Consider the following 14,431-nt stretch of genomic DNA (forward strand, 5'->3'; position numbering starts at 1 on the left):
CCTAGATCCGGAAGGCCCGTAGCAATCGACCTGTCAGGAGGAGCGTTGGCCAAGTCCGTCCGGATCCCCCGCACGGGCTCGCCGCGGCGCGCCCTGACCCAACTGGCCACCGCCGGCGCGACCGGTGCGCTCCACATCGGCACCGACGACTGCCTCTACCTGTTCGCCGGTGAGGTGGTCTTCGCCGAGTCCGGCAGCTCCCCCGGCATCGGCGACCTGCTCACCGCTTCGGGCCGGCTGGCCGAGCAGACCTGGCTGGCCGCGCTCGCCCGGGGCGGCGCGGCCGGCAAGGCCGACGTGCGACCCGGTGCCTGGCTGGTGCAGCAGGGCCACCTCACCCACGGCGAGCTCGAGCTGTGCGTGCTCGGCGCGATCTACGACGCCGCCTACTTCGCGCTCGGCTCGGCCAGCGCGATGCTGCGCTTCGTCGACGGCGAGACACACGGGATGGGCGCCGTCACCTCGGTCGACGCGGCCGTCCTGGGCAAAGAGTCGGCCCGGCGGCGCAAGCTGCTCGACGAGATCTACCCCGAGCCCGGGCTCGACCACGCCCCGCTGCTGCCGATCCGGCGGCCACCAACGCCGCGGGTGGTGCTCTCCGCCCTGCAATGGGAGATCGTCGGTCGTGCCGACGGCGCGCTCACCCCGACCGCCCTGGCCCGGGCACTCGGCCGCGCCGGCTACGCCGTGCTCACCGAGGTCCGTCGGCTCGCCGCCAACGGCCTGGTCGCGCTGCCGGCCGGCGCCCTGCCGCTGCCGATACACAGTGGACGCGACGAGCGGCCGTCGCGCAGCACACCCCCGCTTGCCGAGCCGGCGGCCAAGCCGAGGGTCGAGGTCCCCCGCCGGCGCACCCCCGTCGAGCCCGACGGCCCCGCGCCGCCCATCCGCGCTTCGGTCCCGGCGCCGGCACCGCCGGGTTCGCTGCCCGCACTGCCCCGGCGCGCACCGGGCGAACGACTCCCTGTCCTCCCGGATCCGCCCGAGAGCACTTCCCCACCGCCCGTCCCGGCCGACGAGGCACTGCTCAAGCGCATCCGCACCGCGCTCAAGGCGCTGCGATGACCCGCGGTCCGCCGGCCCGTGCCGGCCGCCGACACCCAGACCGAAGGAGACACACCGCCAGTGGACACCGATCGCGCGATCGCCGCCGCGCTACGCACGTTGCGCGAGGTCCCAGACGTGGTCGGGTCGGTCCTGGCCGGCCCCGACGGGCTGCTCATCGCCAGTGACGTCGACCGGGTCGAGCCCGACACGGTCGCCGCGATGGCCGCGGCCACGGTCGGCCTCGGCCGGCGCTTCGCCGAAACAGTCGGCCTCGGCCTCCACCGCGAGACCGTCATCCAGGCCGACGGCGGTTGCCTGGTCAGCTACGTCGCCGGTGCCGGCGCGCTGTTGACCGTCGTCGCCATGCCCCAGGCCAACCTGGCCCTGGTGCACCGCACCTCCCGCATCGTGGCGCAACGGCTCGGCACTCTCGTCGAGGCGCTCGCCGCCCAACCCCCGGGGCGCGCACCCAACGGCGGCACACCGCCGCCGGTGCCGCCGACGCGAGAACCGCTGCCCCGCCGCAACACCCGCCCCACCGGATCGGGCCGACCCAGCGCTGCCCGTTCCTGAAACACCGGCCCAGACCGTCGTCGGCTTCGGCGGCCCGGACCGTAGGCCCGAACACAACGGAGGACAGGCTCATGACTGACATGGACACCGCACTCAAGGAGTGCATGACGATCGAAGGCGCGATCGGTGTCGCGCTCGTCGACTACACCAGCGGAATGTCGCTGGGCGTGGTCGGTGGCGGCAAGGACCTCGACCTGACGGTCGCGGCGGCCGGCAACACCGATGTGGTGCGGGCGAAGCTGCGCACGCTCGAGATGCTCGGCCTCAAGGAGGGCATCGAAGACATCCTGATCAGCCTCGACACGCAATACCACATGATCCGGCTGCTCACCGGCCGAGCCGGCAAGGGCCTGTTCCTCTACATCGCACTTCAGCGCAGCCGCGCCAACCTGGCGATGGCCCGCCACCAGCTCCGCAAGATCGAAGCGGAGATGGAGCTCTAAAGAAGGCTCCCCGTTGCTCCGCGCCCAGTTCGCTGGGCGCGGAGCACCCGGCCACTAACGGCTGTCGGAGCCGTCGGTTTCGACGGCGGCGCGGCCCGCCTCGAGGCGGGCGATCGGCACCCGGAACGGTGAACACGACACGTAGTCGAGCCCGACCTCGTGGAAGAAGTGCACCGAGTCGGGGTCGCCGCCGTGCTCGCCGCAGACGCCCAGCTTGAGATCGGGGCGGGCGGCGCGGCCCTCCTCTATCGCGATCCGGATCAGCCGGCCGACCCCGTCGCGGTCGATCGACTCAAACGGTGAGATGCCGAAGATGCCCAGTTCCAGATAGCGCCAGAAGAACGCGCCCTCGACGTCGTCGCGGCTGAAGCCCCACGACATCTGGGTCAGGTCGTTGGTGCCGAAGGAGAAGAACTGCGCGGCCTCGGCGATCTGGCCGGCCGTCAACGCCGCCCGCGGCACCTCGATCATCGTGCCGATCAACACCTCGACGCCGCTGTCGGCGACCACCTCGGCGATGATCCGTTCGGCCTCGGTGCGCACCGTCTCCAGCTCCTGCACGGCGCCGACCAGCGGCACCATGATCTCCGGCTTCGGCGTGCCGCCGGCCCTGGCCCGATCGACCGCGGCCTCGACGATCGCCCGCACCTGCATCCCGAACAGGCCCGGGATGACCAGCCCGAGCCGCACACCGCGCAGCCCCAGCATCGGGTTCTGCTCGTGCATCCGGCGCACGGCCGCGAGCAGCTTCTCGTCGCGGCCGACGTCTTCGCCGCGTTCCTGCGCGACGGCCACGTGCACCGCGAGTTCCTCGAGCGGCGGCAGGAACTCGTGCAGCGGCGGGTCGATCAACCGGACGGTGACCGGCAGCCCGTCCATCTCGCGGAAGATCTCGACAAAGTCGGCCCGCTGCAACGGGAGCAGCTCGTCCAGCGCCGCGTCCCGCTCGGTCGGGGTGTTGGCCAGGATCAGCCGCTCGACCAGCTCGCGCCGGTCACCGAGGAACATGTGCTCGGTGCGGCACAGCCCGATGCCCTGCGCGCCGAACCGGCGGGCCCGGGCCGAGTCCGTGCCGGTGTCGCTGTTGGCCCGCACCGCCAGCCGGCGCCGCGCGTCGGCGTGCGACATGATCCGGTGCACCGCGGTGACGAGGTGGTCATCCGTCTGCGCGGGGTCGAGCGTGCCCTCGAAGTAGCGGACCACCTCGGAGGGCTGCACCGGCACCTCGCCCAGGTAGATCTTCCCGGTGGTGCCGTCGATCGAGATCACGTCGCCCTCCGCGACGGTCGTACCGTTGACGCTGAACTTCTTGCCCCGCACGTCGACCACGACGGTGTCGGCGCCGCAGACGCAGGTCTTGCCCATCCCGCGGGCGACCACGGCCGCGTGGCTGGTCTTGCCGCCGCGGGAGGTCAGGATGCCCTGCGCGGCGATCATCCCGGGCAGGTCGTCGGGGTTGGTCTCACGCCGCACCAGGATGACGTCATCACCGCCGGCCGCCATGTCCTTCGCCGTCTGCGCGTCGAAGACCACCTTGCCAACCGCGGCACCGGGCGAGGCGCCGACGCCCTTGGCGAGCTGACTCGGCCGGCCGGACAGGTCGAAGCGCGGGAACATCAGCTGACCGAGCTGGGCGCCGGTGACCCGGTGCAGCGCCTCGTCGAGGTCGATCACGCCCTCGTCGACAAGCTGGGCGGCGATGATGAACGCGGCCGCCGCGGTCCGCTTGCCCACCCGGGTCTGGAGCATCCAGAGCTTGCCGCGCTCGATGGTGAACTCGATGTCGCAGAGGTCTTTGTAGTGCTCCTCGAGCGTGGCCATGATTCGCATCAGTTCCGCGTACGACGTCTTGTCGAGCTTTTCCAGATCCTGGAGCGGGATGGTGTTGCGGATGCCGGCCACCACGTCTTCGCCCTGCGCGTTCGCCAGATAGTCGCCGTAGGTGCCCTGGGCGCCGGAGGCCGGGTCGCGGGTGAAGGCGACGCCGGTGCCGGAGTCGGCGCCGAGGTTGCCGAACACCATCGCCACCACGTTGACCGCCGTGCCCAGGTCGGTCGGGATCCGTTCCTGCCGGCGGTAGAGCACCGCGCGGTCGGCGTTCCACGACTCGAAGACCGCGCGGATCGCCAGGTCGAGCTGTTCCTTCGGGTCCTGTGGGAAGTCCCGCCCGGTGTGCTTGGCGAAGATCTTCTTGAACGAGCCGACCAGGGTACGCAGGTCGTCAGCGTCCAGGTCGAGATCGTCGTCGGTGCTCTTGGCCTGCTTGGCCGCGTCGATCGCGTGTTCGAACTCGTCGCCGGGCACGTCGCAGACGGTCTTGCCGAACATCTGGATCAGCCGCCGGTAGGAGTCCCAGGCGAAGCGGTCGTTGCCACCGGCCTGGCGGGACAGCCCGTCGACCGAGGCGTCGTTGAGCCCGACATTGAGGACCGTCTCCATCATGCCGGGCATCGAGAAGGCCGCGCCGGAGCGCACGGAGACCAGCAACGGGTCGCCGGGCTCGCCCAGCTTGCGCCCCATCGCCGACTCGAGGCCGTCGAGGTGCTTGGCGATCTCCACCGCCAGGCCCTCCGGCTCCCGCCCCGAGTCGAGGTAGGCCCGGCAGGCCTCCGTGGTGATCGTGAAGCCGGGCGGCACCGGCAACCCGATGTTGGTCATCTCCGCCAGGTTCGCGCCCTTGCCGCCGAGCAGGTCGCGGAGATCCTTGTTTCCTTCCGCGAAGTCATAGACGAACTTTGTCACCGAAGTCCTCCCGCGCGCTCAACACTGAACGACCACTCAGTTACCCATTCCCACCGTGGGCGCAGGTTAAGCGGAGTTTCAGGCCGGTTGGTAGCCCTCGGTGACTATCAGCACAACGCTACGCACACGGGCAGTCGTGGGAGCGTTTTCCCGCGCAAAAGCGCGCACGCCTCGGCCGGGCTAGGCCGATTGCCACAGTCCGATCAGGTTGCCCTCGGTGTCGGAGAAGTAGCCCGTGAAGCCCATGTCGCCGACCGCCTGGCGGCCCATCCGGGTCTTCCCGCCGTTCTTCTCGACCGTGGCGAGCGCGGCGTCGATGTCGTCGACGTCGATCGTGACGACCGGCGCCGTGAACATGCCGCTGCGCTTCATCATCCCGCCGTTGATCGCGCCGGGATCCTTCGGGCGCCCGTCCTGCCCGCTCGGCGTGGTGCCCAGCATGGCGTACGACATCTCGGGCATGTCCTTGATGTTCCACTCGAACGACTCCGCGTAGAAGCGTTCGGCCCGCGCGACGTCGTCGGCCGGAATCTCGAAATGGGTCACACTGCCCTTCATCGGACGACCCTCCTCAGGTCGGCCGGCGCGGTGCGTTCCCCCAGCTTCGAGCCTACGACCCGCCGAGCAGTTGGCGGACCCGGTCGGCGCCAGTGGCCAGCAGCAGCGTGGGCAGCCGCGGCCCGGTCTCCTTGCCGATCAGCAGCCGGTAGAGCAGGGCGAAGAACGACCGCTGCGCGACCTTGAGCTCGGGGGTCGGCTTCACGTCGGGGGGCAGACCGAGCAGCTTCTTGGGTACGCCGTAGACCAGGGTCGTCAGCCCGTCGAGCGACCAGTGGTCGGCGAGCCCCTCGCGGAGCATCCGCAGCGCCGTGCGCTGATCGTCGTCGAGGCCGTCGAGGAGCACCGCGTCGGGCTCTTCGCGCACCCGGGTGCGCTCGTCGGGGGTGAGCTGGGTGCGCACCCAGTTGCTGGCGCAGTCGAGCCGGGGCCGGGTCTCGTCGAGGTCCTTGACCGGGTCGGCCGGGTCGAGGTCGCGCAGGATCCGCAGCGTCTGATCGTCGTTGCCGGTGGTGATGTCGACGATGGACGCCAGCGTGCGGTAGGGCACCGGGCGTGGGGTCAGCGGCAGCGGACCGGCGGCGGTGCTCGCGCTGCGCCCGTAGGCGGCGGCGTCACCGCTGGTGGCCGTGCCGTTCTCGACCCGCGCGGTGAGCCCGTCCCACTCGTCGTAGAGCCGCTGGATCTCCTGGTCGAACGCGATGTCGAAGGACTGGTTGGGCCGGCGCCGGGCGTAGAGCCAGCGCAGCAACGGCGGCTCCATGATCTCCAGCGCGTCGGCGGCGGTCGGCACCCCGCCGCGCGAGCTGCTCATCTTGGCCATGCCCTTGATGCCGACGAAGGCATACATCGGGCCGATCGGCGGCTCGGCGCCGAAGACCTCGCGCACGAGTTGGCTGCCGACCACGAAGCTGGAGCCGGGCGAGCTGTGGTCGACGCCGCTGGGCTCGAACACCACGCCCTCGTAGGCCCAGCGCATCGGCCAGTCGACCTTCCAGACCAGCTTGCCGTAGTTGAACTCACTCAGCAGAACGGTCTCGCTGTGGCCGCAGGCGCTGGTGTAGGTCAGTGCGGTGGTCGCGTCGTCGTACGCCGTGACGGTTGTCGTGTCCTTGCCGCACTTCGAGCAGTAGGGCTTGTAGGGGTAGTAGCCGGACGCGGTGCCGCCGTCTTCCTCGCTCGCGGCACCGGAGCCCTCGACGGCCGCCAGCTCGTCGGGGTCGGTCACGGCCTTGCCGGGCTTCTTCTTCGTGCGGTAACGCCCCAGCACCTCATCGATCTTGGCCCGCTGGCTCATCGCGTGCAGGATCTGCGCCCGGTAGGCGCCGGAGGTATACATCGCGGTCTGGCTGATCGGGGTGACCTCGATGCCGAGCCGGGTCATCGCCGCGATCAGCGGAGCCTTGAAGTGCTCGGCCCAGTTGGGGTATTCGCTGCCGGCCGGCGCCGGGACCTCGGTCAGCGGCTTGCCGATGTGCTCTTCCCACGACGGGTCGACGCCCGGCGCGTTGGGCACCTTGCGGAACCGGTCGAAGTCGTCCCAGGAGAGCACGTGGCGCACCTCGCGGCCGCGCCGGCGGAGCTCGTCTGCCACCAGGTGCGGTGTCATCAGCTCGCGCTGGTTGCCCAGGTGCACGGGCCCGGAGGGGCTCAGCCCGCTCGCGCACACGATCGGCTTGCCGGGCGCCCGACGGTCGGCTTCCGCGATCACCTCGTCGGCGAACCGCGCCACCCAGTCCGACTCGATTGCCTGCGCCACAGTTACCCCTTCGCCCGTTTTCGTGCTCGGGCAAAATTACCGCACGGGTGTGGCCGTCGAGTAATCAGTTAGCGGGGCTCGACGCCGCTCAGGGCGAGCCGCAGCACCTCGTCGACCTGGGCCAGCGTGACGGGCCGGGTGCGGATCAGCGCCCGGTAGTAGAACGGGCCGTAGAGCAGCTCGATCACGTCGTCGACGTCGACGTCTTCGCGGAGTTGGCCCTGTTTCTGGGCCTGGCGCAGGCGCTCGGCGGCGGCCCGGATGCGCGGCAGGATGATCGCGTCGAGGAACGACCGCAACACGTCCGGGTCGTCCTGGGCGGCCCCGATCAGGCTCAGGTAGGGCACGAGCCGCGGGCTGGACAGCAGCGTCGCCACGCCGGTCATCTGGGTGTGCAGGTCGGCGTAGAGATCGCCGGTGTCCGGGAAGTCGGTGGCCCGGCCGGCGAGCTCGTTGACGGCCTCCAGCAACACGGCCGCCTTCGACGGCCACCAGCGGTAGATCGTCTGCTTGCCGACCTGCGCCTTCTTGGCGATCTCCTCCATCGTCGTGCGGGCCAGGCCCTGCTCCCGGCACAGGTCAAGCGCCGCCGCCAGGATCGCGGCCCGCGCCCGATCGCTGCGTCTCTCCTGGTTGGGCATGGTCATGACGCCGATCATAGCGAATCTGCGAGACGAGACGTCTTGACTCGTCTCACGGGGTCGGCTTACTGTTTCCTTGCGGCGAGACGATACGTCTCGTCTCATACTTCTATGGAAGGACTTCGCCCGTGAGCGAGGCAGCAACCCGCAGGTCAGTCGGCATCTTCGGCATCGTGGCCAGCCTGTTCATCGTCGGCCAGGTGCCGCTCTACTTCCTCTACTCCGGCGCCCCGCCGGACGCGAACATCCTGACCCGCAGCCTGATCGGCTGCGTGGGCTGCACGATCTACCTCGTCTTCTTCACCGGCTTGCGCCACCTGATCCGCGGCATCGACCCGCGCTACGACTGGCTGGCGACGGTGTTGCAGACGGCGGGCGTGCTGTGGGTGGCGATGGTCTTCGTGCCGCAGTCGATGGAGGTCGGCGCCGCGATCTCGGTAGACCACAACATCGACACGACGACGGAGGGCCCGTTCGCGGCCGCGCAATACCTGCTCCAGGGCGGCATCTCCCGCCTGCTGATGGCGCTGTTCCTGATCACCCTCGGCATCACGGTGGGCCGACTGCGCTTCCTGCGGTCATGGGTGGGCCGCTCGGCCTACGTACTGGCGGTGATCAACCTGGCCTTCGTCCCGGCGATCTTCTTCGGCGACGACGCGGCCGACTTCTACAGCGCACAGGGCTGGGGCACGACGGCCACGATGGGCGCGGTGTGGAGCCTGTGGACGCTGGCGGTGAGCATCAGCATCCTGCGCAGCGCCCGCCGGGTGGAGGCCACCGCCCGACACACAGACCGGGCACCTGCGTACGCCTGAGGGGGTTGGGGTGCCCAGGGTTCGCGCCCTGGGCACCTTCTCGTTGCGCGGGAAGCATCGCCATCAACGAGTCCCGCGCACTAGTCGAGTTCCCATTCCTTGATCAGAGCTGCCGTAAACTCCGTCTGGCGCCGTTCGACTACCTCTGGCGTCCAAACGGGCTCGGTAACGACCGTGGTTGTCAGGGCGAAGCCAGTGACACCGGCCGCAACCCCGAAGTACTTCTCTTTCTTTGTCGCGAAGTCGTAGTTCTGGGCTTGGCCATTCTTGCTTCTGTTGAGAAGCAGAAGGTTGCCAAGCCGGTGAGTCCAGAAGGCGCGCTCGTTGTCGCTGAAATCCTTGAGCCATTGGCTGTCACTTCGCGGCTTCTGCGGCAGCACGTGCTCGATGCTGATGATCTTGTGCTCGTAGGAGACCCCGGGAGCGTTGGCCAGCAACTCGTCGAGCCTGAGGAGCACGTACTTCCGCACCGGGAGCGCCTTGTAAAGCTCACCGGCAAGCTGCTCCCGCGTTTCCTGTCGTTCGTCGGGACTGAGGTCGAAGGCGACAGCTTTGACCCCGGCTCCGCCATCGAGATGTCTGAGCAGATCGATGTATCGCGTGACACGGGGCGTCGTGTAGACCCGCCGGAGGAGCATGCTTGCCGCTAGGCGTTCTAAGCGACGCAGGAATACGTCGAGGAACTGTGGGTCGTTATCATGGTTCTTGAGTGCCCACATCGCCGGCGGACGCCAGTCGTTGTTGTCAAGTTGGCTCAGACGCTGCAGCCAGTTGTTGACCTTACGCCACGCGGGGTCGTGCTGATCGTAGTCTCGATTGAGCACGTGTGAATAAGCAGTGGCATATGGGATGAGCATGTCGTCGATGAAGTCGGTGGCTCTGCCGGACTCAAGATAGGCATTGAGCACCTGTTGGGGAAACTCGATGAGCAGTTCCCGCTGACCTCGAGTCTTCGCAACGATAGTGCGTAGATGCAGAAACAGGTCCGCAAACGGTTTACGACCCAGGTTTTGCTCGGCTGTTTCCCACGTTCTGGCGTATTCCACCTTACGGCTTGGATCGACGGCGCCGATCACGTCGGACTTGAAGATGTCCGAGGGCTCAAGGTCGAGCCCTCGGGCGTTCATCACGCTGAAGATGCGGTGAGCGCTGGCCAGGTCGGGGGTGCTGACGACGACCAAGAACGTCCGATTCCGGGCGAGGCCGGCCAAGGCGCTGCGCTTCTCGTCAGTCCAGGCTGACAGTCGACCTCGGAGCGCTTTGGCGTTGTCTCGGATAGCCCGTTGGCTGTCGGTGGCCAGAGCGTGATCGCTGAGCGTCAGCAAGCCGTCGAACCTGCCTGGGGTCTGAACGTGCGCGGCGAAGAAGCCGGAGTCCTGGGGGCGTAGCCGCAGGCGGGGCTTGGGGAGGATTCCGTCCAGGGCAACCCCCGGCTCCAGGACCATGTCGCCGAGAACGACCTGAGCGTCGGGCTTCTCAGCCAGATCCCGGAGAAGGGCGAACAGAATGCTGAGTGTCGTCAGGCGCTGCTGTCCGTCGATGACCTGCGCGGCCGGCTGGTTTTCATCCGGTTTGACCAGCACGAGAGACCCGAGGAAGTAGGGTTCGGTCGAGCCTTGGTCGAGAGCGTCCTCAAGATCGTCGAGCAACTGCAAAGCCTGCTCTGTGCCCCACGCGTACGGCCGTTGGTAATCAGGGATCGCGAAGTCGAAGTCGGCAGAGAAGATCTTTTTCAACGGATGCTCGTGCGCCTTCAACGACATCGACCACTCTCCTCAAGGGCTAACACACGACATAGGCAGGAATCCCGCGCACGGGGCACCTTAGCCGACCGTCGTGTATGGATCCGTCGGCCAATCCCGTTGAACACTGCAGCCTTCCGAGAGACGGACGACCGCGCAGGCCTTCACCGGCGGGCCGGCAACTGCGCATACGACCGGCCCGATGCAGCTTCAGAGCGTGGGCTAGCCGCCGGAGTCGGCCATTTCGGCGCCCTCGGGGACCAGGTCGGTGTCGCGGGAGGCGAGCCAGCCGTCCGGGAGGTGGACCTTGCCCGGGGCGTTGGTGCGGCCGCGGGGCTGGCCGAGCGTCTCCAGCGGGAACGGTGTGTCGGCCTCGAGCTTGCCGAGCAGGTCGTCGAGTTCGGCCAGGCTCGAGACCATGGCCAGCGACCGGCGCAACTCCGCGCCGACCGGGAAGCCCTTCAGATACCAGGCGACGTGCTTGCGGATGTCGACGCAGGCGTCGCGCTCGCTGCCGAACGTCTCCGTGAGCAACTCCGCGTGCCGGCGCAGCACGCCCGCGACCTCGCCCAGCGTCGGCAGCTTGCGGGTCGGGTGGCCGGCGAACGCGGCCTCCAGGTCGGCGAACAGCCACGGGCGGCCGAGGCAGCCGCGGCCGACGACGACGCCGTCGGCGCCGGTCTCAGCCACCATGCGCAGGGCGTCTTCGGCTTCCCAGATGTCGCCGTTGCCGAGAACCGGCACGTCGAGTGCCTGCTTCAGGGTGGCGATCGCTTCCCAGTCGGCCGTGCCCGAGTAGCGCTGGGCGGCCGTGCGCGCGTGCAGCGCCACCGCGGCCACTCCGGCGTCCTGGGCGGCCAGGCCGGCTTCGACGTACGTCAGATGATCGTCGTCAATGCCCTTGCGCATCTTGATCGTGACCGGCACCGCACCGCCGGCGGCGTCGACGGCCGCGCGGACCAGGCGGGCGAACAGGTGCCGGCGCCAGGGCAGGGCCGCGCCGCCGCCCTTGCGGGTGACCTTCGGGACCGGGCAGCCGAAGTTGAGATCGATGTGGTCGGCCAGGTCCTCCTCGACGACCATCCGCACCGCCGCGGCCGTCACGTCGGGGTCGACGCCATAGAGCTGGAGGCTGCGCGGGCGCTCGTCACCGGCGAAGGCGATCATCTTGAACGTCTTGGGGTTGCGCTCGACCAGCGCCCGCGTGGTGATCATTTCGCAGACGTAGAGGCCGCCGCCCTGCTCGCGGCAGAGTTGCCGGAACGCCACGTTGGTGATCCCGGCCATCGGGGCCAGGACCACCGGCGGATCGACCAGGTGCGGTCCAAGGAAGAGCGACACGCCTTCGAGGGTACGTTGTCACACCCGCAGGGCATCCTGCCCTCATGGCTGACGCACAGCTCAGCACCGCCGCCGTCCGCGCGCACCGGGTGTGTGGCCTCGTCCCCGACGTTCTCGAGGTCGGCATCCAGGACACGCCAGCGGGTACGAGCGCCCGCCAGGCCCTGCGCCTCCGCGGCGGGTCGGGCGATGCCGGGCTCGCACTGGTGCACGGCGCCCGGGGCGCGATGCACCTGCACCGGGCGGCCGACCTGCCCGCCCTGGCCGCCGCGCTGCGTCCGTCGGAGGAGACCGACCTGCGCAAACAGTCATTCGGGCCGTTCTTCGCCGGGCTGTCCGGATCTGTGGGAGCGGCCATCGACGAGGTGGCCACCGCCATGGCCGCGGTGATGGCCGACGGCGTGCGGCGGAGCAAGGGCGAGCTGTCGACCTCGCTGCGAGCCACCGTCGATGCCCGGCTCCGTCCGTGGTGCGACCGGTGCGCGGTCGATCATGTCAACGACGCATTGTTCCGGCTGGCGTCGCTCCCCGCCGGGCTGCGGCTGATCCCCAACGGCGACGGCTCGGCCGACTTCGTCGCGACCGGGGCGCTGGGGCCGGTGGGCGACGTTTCAGCGGGCCGGCGCGAGTTGGTGCGGCGTTTCCTGCGCTATGCCGGCCCGACCAACCGCGACGGCCTCGCCGGTTGGCTGGGCCTCTCCCCCGCGGCCGCCCGCCGGTGGTGGGCGCTGGCCGACGTGGTCCCGGTCTCGGTCGACGGAAGGCGGCTGTTCCTGCATCCCGACGACCTGGCCGCGGCGCGTTCCGCCCCGCCGGCCGACGGCGTGTGGCTGCTGCCGCCCAACGACCCGATCCTCGAGCTCGGCGACCGCGAGCTGCTGGTGCCCGACGCGACCGACCGCAAGCGGGTCTGGCGGCCCACCGCCAACCCCGGCGCGCTGCTGCTCGACGGCGCCGTGGCCGGCACCTGGCGGCGCCGCGCCGACACCGTCACGGTGACTCCGTTCGGGTCGCTCTCGGCGACCCACCGACGGCGGCTCGCGGCGGCAACCGACGGCGAGGTGGTCGTGGCAGAGTCATAGGCGTGACCGACCACGTGCATGACGCCTCCTGCGCCGTCGCCCACGGCGACGCGCCGGCACCGCGCGACGAGCCCAAGACGCTGGTCGCCATCTTCGCCTCGCCGATGTCCGCGCAACTGCTGCGCTATGCGCTCGACCTCGGCTACCGCACGGTGCTGGTCGAGCCCGATCCGACCAAGCTCGGCCCCACCGTCGAGGACGCGGTGGCCACTCTGGACGCGGCGGGCCTCGACGGCAACACCGATGTCGTCGTGTGCGACCACCACCGGGGCGAGCTGGGCACGTTGCTGCGCGACGCGCTCGCCGGCAGGACCCGGTGGATCGGCCTGATGGGCAACCCGCACCACGAGGGTCCACACGTCAAGGCGCTGCTCGACCTGGGTGTCGGCGACGACGAGATCGGCCGCGTGCACCGGCCGATCGGGCTCAACATCGGCTCGCGTACCCCGGCTGAGATCGCCATCGCCACCCTCGCCGGGCTGATCGCCGACCGCAACGCCCGACCGGGTGGCTTCGAGTTCTGATGGCCGCGCTGGCGCTCTACTACCCGTGGATGCACTTCCAGCACGACAACTGGGTCAAGCTCGCGCTGCTGACCTGGGACGGCATGGTCCGGATCCGGTCGACCGCGATCTGGGACCGGGACAGTGACGTGGTGCGGCAGATCGCCGCTGAGACCGACTTCCTCACCGACGAGCAGCCGTCGCGCGAGGCTCTCCACCACGTCGCCACCAGGTTCCTCAACATCGTGTCCGACCACCGTGACCAACTCGCCGAACGCTATGGCCGCCAGGCATTCCAGACCGAGTTCCGGATGCCGCCGTCGCAGATGCCGGGCGCTCTGGACGACAACGCCGACTTCGCCCGGTTCTGGATCTACACCGGCCCGCACCTGTCGAAGGTCACGGACATCCTGCGCGCCGCGCTGGTGGACGCCGATCTCTGCATCGAACGCGACCGGACGGACGGAACCTGGCTCGGCCTGCATCCGACGGTGGGTGCCGTCTACACCGCCTGCCTCGCCGACGCGGTCGCCACCGAAAACCTCCTCTCGCCGGCGACCGACGACGCCCGCATGCACCGCGCCGTCGGGGCGCTCGACCAGGCCGTCGACCTCCTCCTGGGCGACCTGCCACCGAGAGCGACCCGCGACGACCCGGACCTGGCCTACCTCCACATAGGTCTGGAAGCCGTGCTCCGACCCACCGGCCTCTACGCGGTGCCGGTCGGGAACCTGATCAGGTTCCGGGAGCGCTACGCCGCCGAGCTGTCCGCGTTCCGCGAGCACATCGCCGGCCTCGCGCCATCGCTGGCGCCGATCGCCGCTGTTGAGAGTCCGGCCGTGGCCCGCGCCCATCTCGAAGCGCTCTACCGGTCGAAGACCCAGCCCCAGCTCGACGAACTCCGGGGCGCGCTGCGGGGCATGGGCATCGAGTCGACGGTCGGCGTCCTCGGCCTCAAGGTCGACGTCCCGGCCGCGGCCGGCACGCTGGTCGGCGGTGCGGCGGCCGCCGGCGGCCATCTCGCGGTGGCGGCGACGGCGGTCGCGATGACCGTGCTGCCCTATCTCACCGGCCGGATCAGCGCACACCGGGAGCGGGCGAGATCATCCCCGGTCGCCTACCTGCTCGCGGCGGAACGCAACCTGACCGGCAGGTCCCTGCTGGACCGCATCCGCTCCCGCTAGC

General features: G+C 69.7%; 13 protein-coding genes. 7 read left to right on the plus strand and 6 right to left on the minus strand.

Going from position 1 to position 14,431, the window contains the following annotated elements; genetic code table 11:
• Positions 1–45 precede the first annotated feature (45 nt).
• From DFJ67_RS00655 to DFJ67_RS00665, 3 genes are all read left to right on the plus strand, one after another.
• Positions 46–1,065: an ADAM 12 protein gene (locus DFJ67_RS00655; protein WP_116066073.1), complete on the plus strand. Its 1,020-nt coding sequence runs from the start codon at positions 46–48 to the stop codon at positions 1,063–1,065.
• Positions 1,066–1,125: 60 nt separating this feature from the next.
• On the plus strand, positions 1,126–1,620 hold the full coding sequence (locus DFJ67_RS00660) for a roadblock/LC7 domain-containing protein (RefSeq protein ID WP_170215707.1): 495 nt from the start codon (positions 1,126–1,128) through the stop codon (positions 1,618–1,620).
• A 71-nt stretch (positions 1,621–1,691) separates the two neighbouring features.
• A complete protein-coding gene (locus DFJ67_RS00665) occupies positions 1,692–2,063 on the plus strand; it encodes a hypothetical protein (RefSeq protein ID WP_116066075.1) in 372 nt (123 codons plus the stop codon).
• Positions 2,064–2,117: 54 nt separating this feature from the next.
• Here DFJ67_RS00665 and ppdK read toward each other — a convergent pair whose 3' ends face one another.
• The 4 genes from ppdK to DFJ67_RS00685 all read right to left on the minus strand — a co-directional run bounded on the left by ppdK (position 2,118) and on the right by DFJ67_RS00685 (position 7,769).
• On the minus strand, positions 2,118–4,805 hold the full coding sequence (ppdK, locus tag DFJ67_RS00670) for a pyruvate, phosphate dikinase (RefSeq protein WP_116066076.1): 2,688 nt from the start codon (positions 4,803–4,805) through the stop codon (positions 2,118–2,120).
• Positions 4,806–4,985: 180 nt separating this feature from the next.
• A complete protein-coding gene (locus tag DFJ67_RS00675) occupies positions 4,986–5,363 on the minus strand; it encodes a VOC family protein (RefSeq protein ID WP_116066077.1) in 378 nt (125 codons plus the stop codon).
• A gap of 52 nt (positions 5,364–5,415) precedes the next feature.
• The gene (gene lysS / locus DFJ67_RS00680; protein WP_116066078.1) at positions 5,416–7,122 is read right to left on the minus strand and encodes a lysine--tRNA ligase; all 1,707 of its coding nucleotides are present in this window, start codon (positions 7,120–7,122) and stop codon (positions 5,416–5,418) included.
• Positions 7,123–7,190: 68 nt separating this feature from the next.
• Complete coding sequence (locus DFJ67_RS00685; protein WP_203783809.1) at positions 7,191–7,769, minus strand: TetR/AcrR family transcriptional regulator; 579 nt, start codon at positions 7,767–7,769, stop codon at positions 7,191–7,193.
• 122 nt (positions 7,770–7,891) lie between these two features.
• On the opposite strand from DFJ67_RS00685, the gene DFJ67_RS00690 reads away from it, so the two are divergent.
• A complete protein-coding gene (locus tag DFJ67_RS00690) occupies positions 7,892–8,578 on the plus strand; it encodes a hypothetical protein (RefSeq protein WP_116066080.1) in 687 nt (228 codons plus the stop codon).
• Positions 8,579–8,658: 80 nt separating this feature from the next.
• On the opposite strand, the gene DFJ67_RS00695 is transcribed toward DFJ67_RS00690, so the two are convergent.
• Both DFJ67_RS00695 and dusB read right to left on the minus strand, forming a co-directional pair.
• Positions 8,659–10,341, minus strand: coding sequence for a DUF262 domain-containing protein (locus DFJ67_RS00695; RefSeq protein WP_116066081.1), 1,683 nt, complete (start codon positions 10,339–10,341; stop codon positions 8,659–8,661).
• A 201-nt stretch (positions 10,342–10,542) separates the two neighbouring features.
• Positions 10,543–11,661, minus strand: coding sequence for a tRNA dihydrouridine synthase DusB (gene dusB / locus DFJ67_RS00700; protein ID WP_275407671.1), 1,119 nt, complete (start codon positions 11,659–11,661; stop codon positions 10,543–10,545).
• A gap of 44 nt (positions 11,662–11,705) precedes the next feature.
• Between dusB and DFJ67_RS00705 the strand changes: the two genes are divergently transcribed.
• The 3 genes from DFJ67_RS00705 to DFJ67_RS00715 are packed head-to-tail and all read left to right on the plus strand — an operon-like array spanning position 11,706 to position 14,430.
• Positions 11,706–12,743, plus strand: coding sequence for a DNA glycosylase AlkZ-like family protein (locus DFJ67_RS00705; RefSeq protein ID WP_116066082.1), 1,038 nt, complete (start codon positions 11,706–11,708; stop codon positions 12,741–12,743).
• Between the two features lie 2 nt (positions 12,744–12,745).
• Positions 12,746–13,267 (plus strand): XdhC family protein, encoded by a 522-nt coding sequence (locus tag DFJ67_RS00710; RefSeq protein ID WP_239097310.1) that lies wholly within the window; start codon positions 12,746–12,748, stop codon positions 13,265–13,267.
• Positions 13,267–14,430, plus strand: a complete 1,164-nt coding sequence (locus DFJ67_RS00715; RefSeq protein WP_116066083.1) for a DUF6236 family protein — start codon at positions 13,267–13,269, stop codon at positions 14,428–14,430. The genes DFJ67_RS00710 and DFJ67_RS00715 overlap by 1 nt, the downstream gene beginning before the upstream one ends.
• Position 14,431: the final 1 nt, after the last annotated feature.

Origin of the sequence: Asanoa ferruginea (genome assembly GCF_003387075.1) — a bacterium.
GTDB classification, from domain to species: Bacteria; Actinomycetota; Actinomycetes; order Mycobacteriales; family Micromonosporaceae; genus Asanoa; species Asanoa ferruginea.

Bases quoted from the DNA above. Each gene is read 5' to 3' on its own strand.
- DFJ67_RS00715 (WP_116066083.1), top strand. From the start codon at position 13,267: ATGGCCGCGCTGGCGCTCTACTACCCGTGGATGCACTTCCAGCACGAC.
- DFJ67_RS00685 (WP_203783809.1), bottom strand. From the start codon at position 7,769: ATGACCATGCCCAACCAGGAGAGACGCAGCGATCGGGCGCGGGCCGCG.
- DFJ67_RS00665 (WP_116066075.1), top strand. From the start codon at position 1,692: ATGACTGACATGGACACCGCACTCAAGGAGTGCATGACGATCGAAGGC.
- DFJ67_RS00675 (WP_116066077.1), bottom strand. From the start codon at position 5,363: ATGAAGGGCAGTGTGACCCATTTCGAGATTCCGGCCGACGACGTCGCG.
- DFJ67_RS00705 (WP_116066082.1), top strand. From the start codon at position 11,706: ATGGCTGACGCACAGCTCAGCACCGCCGCCGTCCGCGCGCACCGGGTG.
- DFJ67_RS00695 (WP_116066081.1), bottom strand. From the start codon at position 10,341: ATGTCGTTGAAGGCGCACGAGCATCCGTTGAAAAAGATCTTCTCTGCC.